Source organism: Rhodococcus sp. NJ-530 (genome assembly GCF_003860625.1).
In the GTDB taxonomy this organism is placed as follows: Bacteria; Actinomycetota; Actinomycetes; order Mycobacteriales; family Mycobacteriaceae; genus Rhodococcus_F; species Rhodococcus_F qingshengii.
Window position 1 is genome coordinate 1,566,612 of sequence record NZ_CP034152.1, and the last position, 14,919, is coordinate 1,581,530.

Consider the following 14,919-nt stretch of genomic DNA (forward strand, 5'->3'; position numbering starts at 1 on the left):
GTCCGGCCCTTCGGTGTTTCGGTCGTCGACCGAAACGAGGCTCAGCTGAGCGAGTTCAGCGCCGTGATGAAGCTGACCGCGGTGATACCGAGCTTGAGCAGCTCGCTGATCTTGCCGAGGTTCAGGTCTTCGAGCGATTCGGTGCTGAGCGAGCCGGTGTCGAGGGATCCCATTTAGTGCTCCTAGGTTCAGTTAGTAACTGGAGGTAAACTACAACAAACCGAATGGGATGTGACACGCAATCGAAGCAACTGTGAGCAAGATCACTTAATCCGACTTTTCGGACATCCAATCGCACCTAGGAACTGGGAGTTTGTTGTCTGATCGGACAACTTCCGTTCACAATTCGAGTCAGGCGTGCTGACCCGTAACTGTGCGGAAATCGCCCGGCAAACACTTGACGAACGCCAGTTACCGGCTTTCAGCGCCCAGCGACGGCTGCGGCGAGGCGTTGCGCGGCCGCCTGGGGATCCGATGCTTGCGTGATTGCACGCACGACGACGATGCGCGTGGCGCCGGCATCGAGCAGCTCTGGCAGACGTTCCTCGTCGATGCCGCCGATCGCAAACCAGGGCCGCGGCGGTGCGGCGTCGGCGGTCGATCGAACCAGTTCCAAACCGGACGCACTTCGATTCGGTTTGGTCGGTGTCGCCCAGACCGGCCCGGTACAGAAGTAGTCGACGCCCTCCTCGATGGCGGCCAGACTCGCCTGCGCGCGACTGCTCGTCGAACGGCCGATGACGACGTCTTCACCGACAACGGTTCGCGCGTAGGGGACGGGAATGTCGTTCTGGCCGAGGTGGAGGATGTCGGCGCCGGAAGCCATCGCGAGATCCGCGCGATCGTTGACGGCCAACAATGCGCCGTGGCGTCGCGCTGCGGCCGCGAGAATGCCCAGCGCCACCAGTTCGTCCTTGGCCTCGAGCGGGCCGAACTCGCGCTCACCGGCAGAGCCTTTGTCACGCAATTGGATGATGTCGACTCCGCCGGACAATGCTGCCTCGGCGAACTGCGCGAGGTCGCCTTTCTCGCGGCGCGCGTCGGTGCACAGGTACAGCCGTGCTGCTGCCAGGCGCTCGCGCCGGTCGATGTCGTTACTGGGATGTGTGGGGTGCACGGAGCAAACGGTAGCCTCTAGGGAGCAAGGTTCGACACGGGAGTCCTGAAACGTCGTCGTCACTTTTTGTCGTGACTGCGAGGTTCGTAGGGCTGAGAGGGGATCGCGACCAGATCCCGACCGTCAGACCTGACCCGGATCATGCCGGCGCAGGAAGTGGAGGTGGAGTTTCGTGAGTACACACGCTCGTACGGTGTCGGTTGTCGGCGGCGGTGTCATCGGTCTCGCTATCGCGTGGCGAGCAGCCCGCGACGGGTGGGCCGTTCGGTTGTACGACCCGTCCATTGGATCAGGTGCTTCGTGGGTGGCGGGCGGAATGCTTGCCCCGCTTTCCGAAGGCTGGCCGGGTGAAGAAACCGCGTTGACAATCGGTGCAGCGTCCCTGGAACGGTGGCCGACGTTCGGCGAGGAGCTCGGAAAATTCGGGCAATCGGTCTTCACCGCGGACAGCTCGCTGACGGTTGCACTCGACGCTGCCGACGCGCAGGACCTGCAGACCATCGCCGAGTGGGTGAGCTCGCAGGGGCACGAACTCGAAGTTCTCGGTCGCGCGCGCATCCGTGAACTCGAACCGATGCTGGGCCGGGGCATCCGGTCGGGGTTGATGGCTGTCGGTGAGTCCGCCGTCGACAACAGACTTCTGCTGGCGGCGTTGCAGAAGGCCTGTGCGGAATCCGGCGTCGAATTGATCGCGCGGGCCGTCGACGACCTCGCCGAACTCGATACCGATCAGATAGTGCTCACCGCCGGTATCGCGTCACCCAAGCTGTGGCCCGGGCTACCGGTACGCCCGGTCAAGGGCGAAATCCTTCGCTTGCGCAGTAGGCCTGGAGTCACCCCGGCGCCCAGCCGCACCATCCGCGGAAGCGTCCACGGGCGGCCCGCCTACCTCGTCCCGCGCGGTGACGGAATCGTCGTCGGCGCAACACAATACGAGTCTGGTGAGGACACACAGGTCACGATGGCCGGAGTACGGGACCTGATCAACGACGCCGAGGCACTGATGCCGGCGATCGGCGAATACGAACTGTACGAGTGCGCGGCAGGTCTGCGTCCCATGACGCCGGACAACCTGCCGTTGATCGGGCGCGTGTCCGATCGTGTTGTCGTCTCCACCGGGCACGGCCGCAACGGAGTCCTGCTGACGCCCGTCACCGCCGATGCGACGGTCGCGTTGCTGAACGGCACATCTTTGGTCGAGGTAAAAGGAACCGAACCCGAGCGGTTCGCAGTAGCTAAGGAAAATTCATGAGTGAGCAGGTCCCGATCGGGATCACCGTCAACGGCGAAGATCTCGAGTTCGATCGAGCAGTCACGGTGACCGAACTTCTGACGCACCTCGAGTTGCCGAGCAAAGGCATCGCCGTCGCCGTCGACGGTGCGCTCTTTCCTCGCGGGCGTTGGGACGAATCCGTCGGACGTGGTTGGGAAATCGAGATCCTCACGGCGGTGCAGGGTGGCTGAGCAGGACCTTCTCACTATCGCGGGCCGCAGTTTCGGTTCCCGGCTCATCACGGGGACAGGCGGCGCCGCCAACCTTGCGGTCCTCGAGGAAGCGCTTGTCGCCTCCGGTACCGAACTGACCACCGTCGCGATGCGGCGAGTCGACGCGGCCGGCGGCACCGGCGTTCTGGACCTGCTTCGTCGCCTCGGAATCGAACCGTTGCCGAACACCGCCGGGTGTCGGGGCGCCGCCGAAGCGGTCCTGACGGCGCAGTTGGCACGCGAAGCGCTCGAGACGAACTGGGTCAAACTCGAAGTCATCGCCGACGAGCGGACTCTGCTGCCCGACGCAATCGAACTCGTCTCCGCCGCAGAACAATTGGTGGACGACGGATTCACCGTCCTGCCGTACACGACGGACGATCCGGTGCTGGCGCTTCGCCTCGAAGAGGTCGGCTGCGCGGCAGTCATGCCGCTCGGTTCACCCATCGGGACAGGGCTGGGTATCGCGAATCCGCACAATATCGAGATGATCGTCGAGCGCGCCGGCGTGCCCGTCATCCTCGACGCCGGAATCGGAACGGCCAGCGACGCCACCCTTGCCATGGAGTTGGGCTGCGACGCCGTCCTACTTGCGACAGCGGTGACGCGGGCCAAGAATCCCGCGTTGATGGCGTCGGCGATGCGGCACGCAGTGGTAGCAGGTTTCGAAGCGCGTCACGCCGGCCGGATTCCCAAGCGGTTCTGGGCCCAAGCATCGTCCTGACGGACCATTTCCGGGTGTTTTCTCAGGGTTATGCCCGGATTGTCCGGCTTCGTGTCCTACCTGAGTACCACTCGGAACTAGACCTGTGGCCGATGTGCTGGTCATTGCCGGTAGGGCAAAGTTCTCCTCATGATTGAACTGAGGGGATTGACCAAGGTTTACGGACCGACGAAAGCGGTGGACGATTTGTCGTTCACGGTCAAGCCGGGCATCGTGACGGGCTTCCTGGGCCCGAACGGTGCCGGTAAGTCGACGACGATGCGGATGATCCTGGGTTTGGATCAGCCGACGTCGGGTGCGGCGTTGATCGAGGGCAAGCCGTACCGGGAGCTCAAGACGCCGTTGCGGACGGTGGGTGCGTTGTTGGATGCGAAGTGGGTGCACCCCAATCGCAGTGCGCGTGCGCATCTGCAGTGGATGGCTGCTTCGAACGGGATCCCGAAGTCCCGGGTCGACGAGGTGCTCGGGTTGGTCGGGTTGTCCGAGGTGGCGGGCAAGAAGGCCGGCGGGTTCTCGTTGGGAATGTCGCAGCGTCTGGGGTTGGCGGGTGCGTTGTTGGGGGATCCGAAGGTGTTGTTGTTCGACGAGCCGGTCAACGGTCTCGATCCGGAGGGCATCGTCTGGATTCGTAAGTTCATGCAGCGGTTGGCGGCCGAGGGCCGCACGGTGTTGGTGTCGAGTCACCTTCTGTCGGAGATGGCGCTCACGGCGGAGCAGTTGGTGGTGATCGGTCGGGGTCGGTTGATTTCGGATTCGACGGTTGCGGAGTTCGTGGATCGTTCGTCGGAGTCGACGGTGCGGGTGCGTAGTCCTCAGCTCGATGCGTTGCGCAGTGTGTTGCTCTCGCAGGGGTTGACGGTGCGTGAGGACGGTTCCGGTGTTGCCCCGGCTTTGGTGGTCGTGGATTCGACCACCGATGTGATCGGTGGTTTGGCTGGTTCGCAGGGGATCGTGTTGTACGAGTTGGCTTCTCAGCAGGGGTCGCTCGAGGATGCGTTCATGAAGTTGACCGGGGACGATGTCCAGTACCACGCATCCGGTATCGATCCGGGTGTCGGTGCACACCACGCAAATACACAGCAGGCAAACACGCAGCAGGCTATGGGAGGTGCACTGTAATGGCTGTTCTCAGTGCTGAACGTATCAAGATCACCACGACCAAGTCGCCGCTGTGGTGCTCGGTCATCATCGTCGTGCTCGCGCTCGGCTTCGCGGCCATCATGGGCGCGGTTGCCAAGTCGGCTCTGACGTCCTCCGACGTCCAGGGAGCACCGGACCTCGACACCGCCGTTGCCACGGCCGGCATCTCGGGTTTCGGAATCATGGTTCTCATGATCATGGCGGCCCTCGCGGTCACCAGTGAGTACCGCTTCGGGACCATCCGCACCACCTTCCAGGCCGTTCCGAACCGTGCCTCGGTTCTGATCGCCAAAGCCGGCCTCATCGGTGCTTTCGGTGCTGTACTGACATTTGTTCTCGCCTTCGGCGCGTACGCCATGGCCAAGGCCATCGCCGGTACCGAGGCGAGTGCCGGATTGACCCTGTCGAGCGGCAGTGACTGGCGCGCGATCTACGGCATCCCGATCTACGCCTTCCTGTGCGTGATTCTCGCTGTCGGCGTCGGATCGATCATTCGCCAGTCGGCCGGCGCAATTGCGTTGCTCCTGCTCTGGCCGCTGCTCATCGAGAGCCTGTTCGGACTGTTCGGCAGCTTCGGCGAGAAGATCACCCCGTTCCTGCCGTTCGCGAATGCAAACCACTTCCTCAGTGCGAGCAGCGGTGGCGTCGACTTCCACTGGGGACCCTGGGGCAGCCTGATCTACTTCGCGGCCTTCGTTCTGGTGATTTTCGGAGCAAGTATCGTCATCGTGAATCGTCGCGACGCCTGATCTTGTCGCTCCCTCGGTAGGTGTTGTCGGGAGACCTACCGAGAACCAGGAGTGACAGCAGAGTAGGGACCCAGTACGAAAAACCATTCGTACTGGGTCCCTTTCCTGTGCTTCGGCCGATATCCTCCGAAGATGAGACTCTTCGGTGTGGTTGTGGTCGCAATGGCTGGAGCACTCGTGGTGAGTGGATGCTCGTCGGGAAGTGAAGCGGCCGTCCCGACAGACCCGGTTGCATTCTCCGAGACCGTCACGGTCGACGCCGTGACCGGGCATCTGGAGCAACTCGAGAAGATCGCCGCCAACAACGAGGGCAATCGATCGGCCGGTACCCCCGGCTACGACGCCAGTGTCGACTACGTGGCAAACCTGCTCGAAGACAAGGGTTTCGAGGTCAGCACCCCGGAATTCGACTTCAGCTCCTTCGATCCCGGCACCGAATCCCTGAAAGCCGCTGACGGCTCCGATGTTCCGGTGCGGGCGCTGACATATTCCACCTCCACGGGACCGACCGGAATCACGGCGCGTCTGGTGGCGATTCCCGCCGACGAGACCCCCGGTTGCGAGGCCACCGACTACGACGGCCGCGACGTGAACGGTGCAATCGTGCTGGTCACCCGCGGAGTGTGCCCGTTCGGCGACAAGCAGAAGATCGCCGCTGATCGCGGCGCGGCGGCGTTGCTGGTTGCCAACAACGAGGACGCAATGCTGGGCGGGGCTACCTTGGGTGAACCCGAAGACGCCCGCATTCCGACCGGCGGGGTGAGTAAGGCGTCGGGCGAGGCTCTTGCCGCAGCGCCCGGAGACCTCACGCTGATTCTCGACACGTCGACGGAAACGACGAAGTCGCGCAACGTGATTGCGCAGACCAAGACCGGCGCGACCGACAACGTGGTTGTCGTGGGCGCCCACCTGGACAGTGTGCCGGAAGGTCCCGGAATCAACGACAACGGAAGCGGTACCGCAGCCGTACTGGAAACCGCGCTGCAGATGGGAAGCTCACCGAGCATCGAGAATGCCGTGCGTTTCGCTTTCTGGGGAGCGGAAGAAGTGGGATTGGTCGGCTCCACCCGCTACGTCGAGGGTCTGAGCGATCAGGAACGGGCCGACATCGCCCTGTACCTGAATTTCGACATGCTCGGTTCGCCCAACGCCGGATACCTGGCTTACGACGGCGACAACTCGGATGCCGTCGGGGAGGGGCCCGGGCCCGAGGGGTCGGCGGGCATCGAGCGCACCTTCGTCGATTTTCTCGCCGGGCGAGGGATTGCGGCGGACGGAACGGACTTCGACGGGCGCTCCGACTACGGCCCGTTCATCGAGATCGGGATCCCGGCGGGCGGAGTGTTCAGCGGCGCGGACGAGCGCAAGACGCCGGCACAGGCCGAGAAGTGGGGCGGAGAGGCGGAGGAGACTTTCGACCCGAACTACCACAGTGCCCAGGACAACCTCGCGAACATCGATCGCGAAGCGCTCGCTGCCAACGCTTCTGCAGTAGCCTTCGGAGTTGCGACGTATGCCCAGGATTTGAGCGGGCCGAACGGAGTTCCCGTCGGCGATGCCCGGACACAGGCCAGAACCGAATGATCGACTGACCGAATGATCGACTGACCGAATGATCGACTGTGCGAGCGACCAGGAGGCCACTGTGCGAGAACGGCGGCAGCACACTGTCTGTAACTCTGAGTTACGCTTGAGTTATGGCTGATCTGTCCCCGGAGAACACCGACACGGCAGGTGCTTCTTCCTCCTCGGTTCGAGGCGTCGTCGACGTCGTCTTGAACTCTGCGGCAGAACTTAACCGTCGGCAGCAGCTCATCGACGCGCTACGACGCCTCAGGCGGGCACTACCCGGTGATCCAGGGTTTGGGGATCCGCTCTCGCTCGCCGGCCCCGGCGGTGCGCGCGCCGTGGCGCGCGTCGCTGACAGATTGCTCGATCAGAAGCCGGCAGCCACTCGCGAAGTGAGCCTCGGAGCACTGCAGGTGTGGCAGGCAGCGCTGGAAAAGATGGGCCGCGGACGTGGCGATCAAGAACTGACCATCGTCTTCACCGATCTGGTGGGCTTCTCCACCTGGTCGCTCGCAGCCGGTGACGGCGCGACGCTGACCCTTCTGCGTGCGGTGGCGCAGGCCGTGGAAACTCCGATCACCGACAACGGCGGACACGTCGTCAAACGGATGGGCGACGGTCTGATGGCAGTGTTCATTCGCCCGGATGCGGCATTGAAGGCGGTGTTCACCGCGCAGGACGCGCTCGCGGAAGTCGATCTCGACGGATACACCCCGCGCATGCGCGTCGGCCTACACACGGGTACCCCGCGTCAGATCGGTGACGACTGGCTCGGCGTCGACGTGACCATCGCCGCCCGGATGATGGGCTTGGGCGGCGACGGCAACGTCATGATGTCGGCGACAACTCTCGAGGAACTCGAAGCCGGCACCCTGGAGGATCTCGATCTCACGATCCGGCCATGGCGGCGAGGGTTTTTCGCGACCACGCCCAACGGAGTTCCCGTCGACCTGGGAATCTGGCGCGTGCGCCGGAACTAGCGCACTAAACCTGGAGCCGCCAGAGCGGGGACACCGGACCATGTCCCGCGCCGAGGTCGTACGACGCCTCGAGACACTTGGTCACCCACTCTTTGCCGAACGCCACCGCGTCCGGAACGGAATGGCCGTGTGCGAGAGCGCAAGTGATCGCAGCAGCCAGCGTGTCTCCGCCGCCGTGATCGTTGCCGGTGTCGATCCGGGCACTGCTGAATTCGAGGAAACGGTCGCCGTCGAACAACAGGTCGGTGGACAACTCCGAAGTACGAAGGTGGCCACCCTTGACGATGGACCATTGAGCGCCGAGCGCATGCAGCGCTTCTGCCGCTTGGCGGGCGCTCTTGTCGTCGACGACCTCGATACCGGTGATCAACCGAACCTCGTCGAGGTTCGGAGTGACCACCGTGGCTGCCGGAATCAAGGTGTTGCGGACCGCGTCGAGAGCTTCTTCGTGCAACAGCGGATCGCCGTGCATCGACGCGCACACCGGGTCGACCACGAGCGGAATCGGACGGTCGCGGCCGATCCCAACCTCGGCGGCAACCGCGGCCACCGCTTCGATGATGGTCGTCGACGCGAGCATTCCCGTCTTCGCCGCACCGACGCCGATGTCCGAGACCACGACGCGCACCTGGTCGGCGACGATCTCCGGCGGAATCTCGTGGAATCCGCTGACTCCCACCGAATTCTGGACCGTCACTGCGGCGACGGCCACGCAGGCGTGCACTCCGCACATCGCCATCGTGCGGGAATCGGCTTGAATGCCGGCTCCGCCACCGGAGTCGGTTCCGGCGATGGTCAATGCCCGAATCGGGGTCTGTCCGGCGGGGGTCAGGGGCAGCAGCTTCACGACGACGAGCCTACCGATCGGACCTGGGGAAACGGCAGCTCGGTCCCACCTCTCGCGGGAACGACGGCGCGAACTGCGATTGCGATCCGGTCGTTCCCGGTGCAAAAATTGGTCGAACCCGGGACAGCGTCGTCGGTAGCTGATTCTATGAGTGGCATGGATCACAGTTATGGAGAGCGTGCGAACGCAGCTGTCGCCGATCGCGCAGGTGCACATCGTGCCGTGGAGGTCGCCGCAATGAACGACATCGAAAATTCGAAAACCGGAACCTCACCGGAAGTCACGCTCGTGGACAATCCGTCGCACGAACGATTCGAACTGCTCTCCGACGACGAGTTGGTCGGCATCCTCGGATACCGCGACGAAGACGAGATTTCGGGGAGCGGAGCCGAAGCGGGCGACGTGGTTGCGTACATGCATACCGTTGTCAAAGAGGAGTACGGCGGGCAGGGACTGGCAGCCGTACTCGTGCAGTTCGCAATGGACTGCGCCCGTGAACGTGAATGGTCGGTACGGCCCGTGTGTACCTATGTTCAGCGGTACCTCGGCGAGCATCCCGAGTATCTGGAACTGCTCGTCGAGGACTAGAAGCCCGAGGGTGCAAACAGACGATCAGGCTCCGAGATTCACGATCACCCGAGATTCACGATCACCGGAGCGTGATCGCTGGCGCCCTTGCCTTTTCGCTCGTTTCGATCGATCTCGGCCGCCTCGACGCGAGCTGTGAATGCCGGTGAGCCGAGGATGAAGTCGATTCGCATGCCCTGCTTCTTCGGGAAGCGAAGCTGCGTGTAATCCCAGTACGTGTACACGCCGGGACCGGGTGTGTACGGGCGAACTACGTCCGCGAACCCGGACTCGGTGAAGGCGGTGAACGCAGCTCGTTCCGGCTCCGACGTGTGGGTCTTGCCCTCGAAGAAAGCGGGATCCCACACGTCGTCGTCCGTGGGAGCGACGTTCCAGTCGCCGACCAGGGCGATCTGCGCGTCGGGATCCTGCTTGAGCCAGCCCTCCGCGTCGTCGCGCAGCTTGGCCAGCCAATCCAGCTTGTAGGCGTAATGCGGGTCTTCCAGCTCACGGCCGTTGGGGACGTACAGGCTCCACACCCGCACACCGCCGCAGGTCGCACCGATCGCACGTGCCTCGCGGACCGGGTCTGCCTCGGGATCCTTGTCGAATCCGGGCTGATCCTCGAATCCGATCTGCACGTCGTCCAAGCCGACGCGGGAAGCGATGGCGACACCGTTCCACTGGCTCAACCCGACGTGGGCGACCTCGTAGCCGATTTCCTTGAAGCGTTCGTACGGAAACTGCTCGTCCTTGCACTTGGTTTCCTGCATTGCCAGGACGTCGACGTCGGATCGACCGAGCCAGTCGATGATCCTGTCGGTACGGGCACGGACGGAGTTGACGTTCCAGGTAGCGATGCGCACGAGGGCAAGCCTAGCGTCAGCCGCCGACAGGATCGGTGGCGTATCGGTAGCGGTGGTGTTCGACGAATCCGAGCTGCTCGTAGAGCGCGATCGCCGCGAAGTTGTCCGCCGAAACCTGGAGGTACGCGTGCGTCGCACCGTTCTCACGACCCCAGGAGAGTAGATCTCCGCAGATCAGCGACCCGATTCCGTGACGACGGTGTTCAGGGGCGACGTGAATGCCGGTCAGTCCTACCCAGCGTTTGTGGTCGGGCGCCTCGGTGAGCGCAGCGCGCCCGATGGCAAGCGTCGTGTCGGTGTTTCCGATCGCGCCGAAAGTTGCAGTGCCCACGACAGCCGTGAGGACCGCCTCGACGTACGCCGGATCGCCGTGGGCGTCGTACATCGACAGCCAGTTGTGGTTGGGGTGGTCGGCGAACGAGGTGACCGGAGGACCGAGCGGCAGCGTGACATTGTCCAGATCGGCGGCCATCACGATGGTTTCCTTCTTGCTGGTCCACCCGTCCGGAGCGGTGCCGAGTCGATCGGGGAGGAGCAGCAGGGTCGGCAGGCCGCGGTCACCGAACCACTGGCGTATCCGCTCGATGGTGCTCGCGTCGAAGCCGGCAACCGCTCCCGCACCACCGAGCGGCAAAGCCGAATTGGCGCGGCCGGTGACACCGTGACCGGCGCGCAGCAACCAACCGTCGATCCACGCCTGCTCGACACCCGGCCACGCCGCCGCAGCAGCCGTTTCGAGGTTTCGAATCTCGCCGATGCGAATCGGGCGGGCCGAGAGACTCTTGAGCGCGATCACCTGATCGGCGGAGACCTGGACCAGCCGACCGTCGCCGGCGCGGACGGCGATGGGATCGGCGCCCTCGAGGATGCCGATGACGTCGGTCATGGGATGCGAATAGCCGGGTGGGAGCTTGTATCGCAAAACCACCCGGCTACCGATCGAAATGTTGCCGTTCAGAGCAGAATTCTCAGTCTTCGTAATCGTCGTCGTCGTGACCGAACGGATCGTCGACGGTCCCCGGCGTCCAGGTCAGACCGGGCTTGCCCCAACCGGAACGCTTGATGATCTTCTTGGCAGCACGCGCGTTGCGGCCGATGAGTACGTCCGTGTAGAGGAAACCGTCGAGATGCCCGGTCTCGTGCTGGAGCATCCGTGCGAAGAATCCGGTGCCCTCGACCTCGATCGGGTTGCCGTCGGCGTCGGTGCCGGTGACCTTCGCCCAATCGGCGCGACCCGTCGGGAACTGCTCGCCCGGAACGGACAGGCAACCCTCGAAGTCTTCGTCCGGGTCGGGCATCGTCTGGGGGATTTCGGACGTCTCGAGTACCGGGTTCACGACGACGCCGCGTCGACGCTCGCTGCTGCGGTCGTCGCCGGGGCAGTCGTAGACGAAGACTCGCAGTGGAACACCGACCTGATTGGCCGCCAGACCGACGCCGTTGGCAGCGTCCATCGTCTCGTACATGTCTGCGATCAGTTCGGCGATCTCGGCCGGGGACTGAGTGACCGGCTCTGTCGCCTTGTGCAGTACCGGGTCGCCGACGATTCGGATGGGGAGGATAGCCATGCGGACAAGGATAGTGCGGCGCGCCCGCGTAGTTATCACGGCCCGCACACTCGATCATGGTTCAATGGTTGCTGAAGAACAGCGATGTAATTCGTTGCTCGGTCGGAACGTGGGCCGCGGGGGAAATTGTGAGTTACCTTCGGGCCAGGGGACCGGGAAACTCACGGCCGCGAGAATATCGGTCGGAAAAGAACACCGGGCATACGAGTCTCGCTGACGCCGAGCACAGCAGTCGAGGAGTGACATGGACGGCGCAACCGCGCGTAGTCGGAACCAGTCCGAAGGCACTGGCGCCGACGATTCGGTAGTAGATACAGCAGGCATGCACGAGGTCGGCGAAGACGGCCTCACCCGCCGGGAGCACGACATCCTCTCCTTCGAGCGTCAGTGGTGGAAGTACGCCGGTGCGAAGGAAGAAGCCATCAAGGAGTTGTTCGACATGTCGGCAACCCGCTACTACCAGGTTCTCAATGCCTTGGTCGATCGCCCCGAATCCTTGGCGGCTGATCCCATGCTGGTCAAGCGCCTGCGTCGTCTGCGCGCCAGCCGTCAGAAGGCCAGGGCCGCGCGTCGCCTCGGCTTCGAGGTCACCTGAATCACGCGTACATATGATCGGGCTGTCCACGCACTGGCGATAAGGTCGACATCGTGAGTACCCCGAAAGAGCAGCCGTCCGGACCTCCGCTTCGCGCAATCGCCATGGTGTTGATCGCGTTGGCGATCGTGTTCATCGGTCTCGGAGCAGCCTCACTCGGTGGATCGAGCGACGAGAACACCGCAGCAGAGCAGACCGAATCCTCGGCGCCTGCCACGACGAGCGCCCCCGCGCCGGCACCTGCCACTTCCAAGCCGGCAGCGACGACGCAACCCGCTTCGGGCGATACCACCACTACCTCGCGTCCCTCGGGAACTGCGACGACCACGACTTCCAGCTCCGCGAGCGGCACCGACACGTCGAATGTCAGCGTTCGAGTTCTCAACAACAGCACCGTCTCGGGTCTGGCAGCAGGTACCGCCGAGGAATTGACGGCAGCAGGTTGGAACGTCGAGGAGACGGGTAACTACAGCGAGGGCACCGTCAGTACGACGACGGTGTATTACGGATCGTCCGCGGCGGAGAAGGCAGCGGCGCAGAAGATCGCGGCTGAACTCGGAGTCTCCGCAGAGCCTCGATTCGCCGGCATCGCGAACGCGTCACCTGGCGTGATCGTGATCGTGACCTCCAACTGACCGGTCGTGAAGGTGGAACTGACCCGTCGGTTCCAGCTACTACACGCGCCGTTATGATCAGAAGCACTTTCTCGCCACCTCAAAGGAGCGGTTCGATGGCCCCCAGCAGCACCCGGCGTATGTCCTGGCGCGTCGTTGCCCCTGTAGTCGCGATTGCCGCTTTCGGCTTGACCGCTTGCAGTAACAGCGAAGAGCCCAGCAGCGTCCCCGGCACGACTCCTCCGGTGTGGACCGGTGCAGCCGATCCCAGCGCGCACGAAAGCGCGGGCGGCCACGGTTCCGAGACGGCTCACGCCGGCGCTTCTGCCGAAACGGTCACCGCAACGCTGAACGGCACCGACGGCGCCAAGGTCGGAACGGTCACGTTCGCGCAGGAAGGTAGCGACGTCAAGGTCACCCTCGACGCCAAGGGCCTCACCCCCGGCTTCCACGGATTCCACGTCCACCAGGTCGCCAAGTGCGAGACCAATTCCGTTGCCCCCAGCGGCGGAGAGCCGGGTAACTTCCTCTCGGCAGGTGGACACTTCCAGGCCGAGGGTCACACGGGCCACCCGGCGAGCGGCGACCTCACTTCGGTTCAGGTCCTCGAAGACGGCACCGCCACGCTGGTCACCACCACCGATGCATTCACCGTCGACGAACTGGTCGCAAACGGTGGAACATCCGTCATGATCCACGCCGGAGCGGACAACTTCGGCAACATCCCGACGCGTTACGCGCCGGCACCGGACCAGCAGACCCTCGACACCGGTGACGCAGGCGGACGCGTTGCTTGCGGTGTCATCACCAAGAGCTGACAAACTCACCTGAGTTTTGCATCACTTCCGGCGACTACCACGCAGTAGCCAGCACGGTGTTTTTACCGACACTGTGATTGGATTCTCTGCGTGGTAGTTCCATTTCCAGGTTCGCCGCGCCCGACGCTGGGCGTGGAGTGGGAGATCGCGCTGGTCGATCGCAAGACCAGAGATCTCTCCAACACAGCAGCCGAGGTGTTTTCGGCGGTCGAAGAGCTTGCCGGCTCCGAAACCCCGCACATCACCAAGGAACTACTGCGAAATACCGTCGAACTCGTCACGGGTATTCATTCGACGGTCGGCGAGGCGATGAGTGATCTCGACAGGTCACTGGATCTGCTGCGTCGCGCTGCGAATCCGCTGGGCGTCGACCTCATCAGCGCGGGCACGCACCCGTTCGCGCAATGGTCGACTCAGTTGGTCACCCGGACGCCCGACTACGACGAGCTCATCGAACGCACGCAGTGGTGGGGTCGGCAGATGCTGATCTGGGGCGTGCACGTCCACGTGGGTGTCTCGTCCGCGGACCGCGTTTTCCCCATCATCAACGCACTGCTGCAGCGCTATCCGCATTTGCTGGCGCTGTCGGCATCCTCGCCGATGTGGGCCGGTGTCGACACCGGCTATGCGTCCAATCGAGCGTTGATGTTCCAGCAGCTCCCCACCGCAGGTCTTCCGTACCAGTTCGAGAACTGGGCCGAATACGAGTCGTTCATCGACGACCAGATGAAGACCGGTGTGATCACCAAGATCGGTGGCATGCACTGGGACATCCGTCCCGCGCCGAAGTGGGGAACCATCGAGGTCCGGGTGTTCGACGGCGTCTCGACACGCGCCGAACTGGGTGCCCTCGTTGCTCTGGTCCACTGCCTCATCGTCGATCTGGACCGCAGACTGAGCGCCGGTGAGACTCTGCCGAACATGCAGCCGTGGCACGTCAAGGAAAACAAGTGGCGCGCAGCGAGATACGGACTGGACGCCGAGATCATCCTCGACTCCGACGCAAACGAGTGCCTCGTCACTGACGATCTGGATCGCCTGCTCGACGACTTGGCGCCGATTGCGGTCTCACTCGGCTGCGCGGACGAGTTGGCGTCGGTGGCGGACATTCCCCGTCGCGGCGCGTCCTACCAGCGGCAACGTCGTGTCGCGGAAGCGACGGGCGGCGATCTGGTTGCGGTCGTCGACGCCTTGGTCGCAGAGTTGGGCACCTAGCAGGTTCACAGTGCGAATGGCTGTTTCGCGGACTGGAAATCCGGGCATACCAACCGTTTGTCCAG

At 63.7% G+C, this 14,919-nt stretch carries 18 protein-coding genes and 1 riboswitch; of the genes, 12 read left to right on the plus strand and 6 right to left on the minus strand.

The window, feature by feature from the left end; genetic code table 11:
- Window positions 1-41: 41 nt before the first annotated feature.
- Window positions 42-173 (minus strand): hypothetical protein, encoded by a 132-nt coding sequence (locus tag EHW12_RS35825; RefSeq protein ID WP_003944354.1) that lies wholly within the window; start codon window positions 171-173, stop codon window positions 42-44.
- Between the two features lie 248 nt (window positions 174-421).
- Window positions 422-1,117, minus strand: a complete 696-nt coding sequence (thiE, locus tag EHW12_RS07285) for a thiamine phosphate synthase (protein WP_007726855.1) — start codon at window positions 1,115-1,117, stop codon at window positions 422-424.
- A gap of 26 nt (window positions 1,118-1,143) precedes the next feature.
- Window positions 1,144-1,290, plus strand: a riboswitch (TPP riboswitch).
- On the opposite strand from thiE, the gene thiO reads away from it, so the two are divergent.
- The 7 genes from thiO to EHW12_RS07320 all read left to right on the plus strand — a co-directional run bounded on the left by thiO (window position 1,290) and on the right by EHW12_RS07320 (window position 7,764).
- Window positions 1,290-2,369 carry a glycine oxidase ThiO gene (gene thiO / locus EHW12_RS07290; protein ID WP_003944311.1) on the plus strand — a complete coding sequence of 360 codons (1,080 nt, stop codon included), beginning with the start codon at window positions 1,290-1,292 and terminating at the stop codon, window positions 2,367-2,369. Its footprint overlaps the riboswitch before it by 1 nt.
- Window positions 2,366-2,581 (plus strand): sulfur carrier protein ThiS, encoded by a 216-nt coding sequence (gene thiS / locus EHW12_RS07295; RefSeq protein ID WP_003944402.1) that lies wholly within the window; start codon window positions 2,366-2,368, stop codon window positions 2,579-2,581. Before thiO ends, thiS begins: the two co-directional genes overlap by 4 nt.
- Complete coding sequence (locus EHW12_RS07300) at window positions 2,574-3,326, plus strand: thiazole synthase (protein ID WP_007726857.1); 753 nt, start codon at window positions 2,574-2,576, stop codon at window positions 3,324-3,326. The genes thiS and EHW12_RS07300 overlap by 8 nt, the downstream gene beginning before the upstream one ends.
- Window positions 3,327-3,455: 129 nt before the next feature.
- On the plus strand, window positions 3,456-4,445 hold the full coding sequence (locus tag EHW12_RS07305; RefSeq protein WP_058038516.1) for an ATP-binding cassette domain-containing protein: 990 nt from the start codon (window positions 3,456-3,458) through the stop codon (window positions 4,443-4,445).
- Window positions 4,445-5,215, plus strand: a complete 771-nt coding sequence (locus tag EHW12_RS07310) for an ABC transporter permease (RefSeq protein WP_047268852.1) — start codon at window positions 4,445-4,447, stop codon at window positions 5,213-5,215. Before EHW12_RS07305 ends, EHW12_RS07310 begins: the two co-directional genes overlap by 1 nt.
- A 132-nt stretch (window positions 5,216-5,347) precedes the next feature.
- Window positions 5,348-6,799, plus strand: coding sequence for a M20/M25/M40 family metallo-hydrolase (locus EHW12_RS07315; RefSeq protein ID WP_187781773.1), 1,452 nt, complete (start codon window positions 5,348-5,350; stop codon window positions 6,797-6,799).
- A 113-nt stretch (window positions 6,800-6,912) separates the two neighbouring features.
- Window positions 6,913-7,764 (plus strand): adenylate/guanylate cyclase domain-containing protein, encoded by an 852-nt coding sequence (locus tag EHW12_RS07320; RefSeq protein ID WP_007730127.1) that lies wholly within the window; start codon window positions 6,913-6,915, stop codon window positions 7,762-7,764.
- A 4-nt stretch (window positions 7,765-7,768) separates the two neighbouring features.
- On the opposite strand, the gene thiD is transcribed toward EHW12_RS07320, so the two are convergent.
- A complete protein-coding gene (gene thiD / locus EHW12_RS07325; protein WP_064113527.1) occupies window positions 7,769-8,611 on the minus strand; it encodes a bifunctional hydroxymethylpyrimidine kinase/phosphomethylpyrimidine kinase in 843 nt (280 codons plus the stop codon).
- Between the two features lie 237 nt (window positions 8,612-8,848).
- Between thiD and EHW12_RS07330 the strand changes: the two genes are divergently transcribed.
- Window positions 8,849-9,199 carry a GNAT family N-acetyltransferase gene (locus EHW12_RS07330; protein WP_003945052.1) on the plus strand — a complete coding sequence of 117 codons (351 nt, stop codon included), beginning with the start codon at window positions 8,849-8,851 and terminating at the stop codon, window positions 9,197-9,199.
- A gap of 44 nt (window positions 9,200-9,243) precedes the next feature.
- Here the strand turns inward: EHW12_RS07330 and EHW12_RS07335 are convergent, their stop codons facing one another.
- Genes EHW12_RS07335 through EHW12_RS07345 form a run of 3 tightly spaced genes read right to left on the minus strand, consistent with a single transcriptional unit; the run spans window position 9,244 to window position 11,612 of the window.
- Window positions 9,244-10,044, minus strand: a complete 801-nt coding sequence (locus EHW12_RS07335) for an exodeoxyribonuclease III (protein ID WP_065352094.1) — start codon at window positions 10,042-10,044, stop codon at window positions 9,244-9,246.
- 16 nt (window positions 10,045-10,060) lie between these two features.
- Window positions 10,061-10,972 carry a GNAT family N-acetyltransferase gene (locus EHW12_RS07340; protein WP_080726712.1) on the minus strand — a complete coding sequence of 304 codons (912 nt, stop codon included), beginning with the start codon at window positions 10,970-10,972 and terminating at the stop codon, window positions 10,061-10,063.
- Between the two features lie 40 nt (window positions 10,973-11,012).
- Window positions 11,013-11,612 (minus strand): peptide deformylase, encoded by a 600-nt coding sequence (locus EHW12_RS07345; protein ID WP_003945053.1) that lies wholly within the window; start codon window positions 11,610-11,612, stop codon window positions 11,013-11,015.
- A gap of 244 nt (window positions 11,613-11,856) precedes the next feature.
- Here EHW12_RS07345 and EHW12_RS07350 point away from each other — a divergent pair, with 244 nt between their 5' ends.
- From EHW12_RS07350 to EHW12_RS07365, 4 genes are all read left to right on the plus strand, one after another.
- Window positions 11,857-12,207, plus strand: coding sequence for a DUF3263 domain-containing protein (locus tag EHW12_RS07350; protein WP_007730120.1), 351 nt, complete (start codon window positions 11,857-11,859; stop codon window positions 12,205-12,207).
- Between the two features lie 53 nt (window positions 12,208-12,260).
- Window positions 12,261-12,842, plus strand: coding sequence for a LytR C-terminal domain-containing protein (locus EHW12_RS07355; protein WP_064443285.1), 582 nt, complete (start codon window positions 12,261-12,263; stop codon window positions 12,840-12,842).
- 95 nt (window positions 12,843-12,937) lie between these two features.
- Window positions 12,938-13,639: a superoxide dismutase family protein gene (locus EHW12_RS07360; protein ID WP_007730117.1), complete on the plus strand. Its 702-nt coding sequence runs from the start codon at window positions 12,938-12,940 to the stop codon at window positions 13,637-13,639.
- Window positions 13,640-13,729: 90 nt separating this feature from the next.
- On the plus strand, window positions 13,730-14,854 hold the full coding sequence (locus tag EHW12_RS07365; protein ID WP_003945034.1) for a glutamate--cysteine ligase: 1,125 nt from the start codon (window positions 13,730-13,732) through the stop codon (window positions 14,852-14,854).
- The last annotated feature ends 65 nt before the right edge of the window (window positions 14,855-14,919 follow it).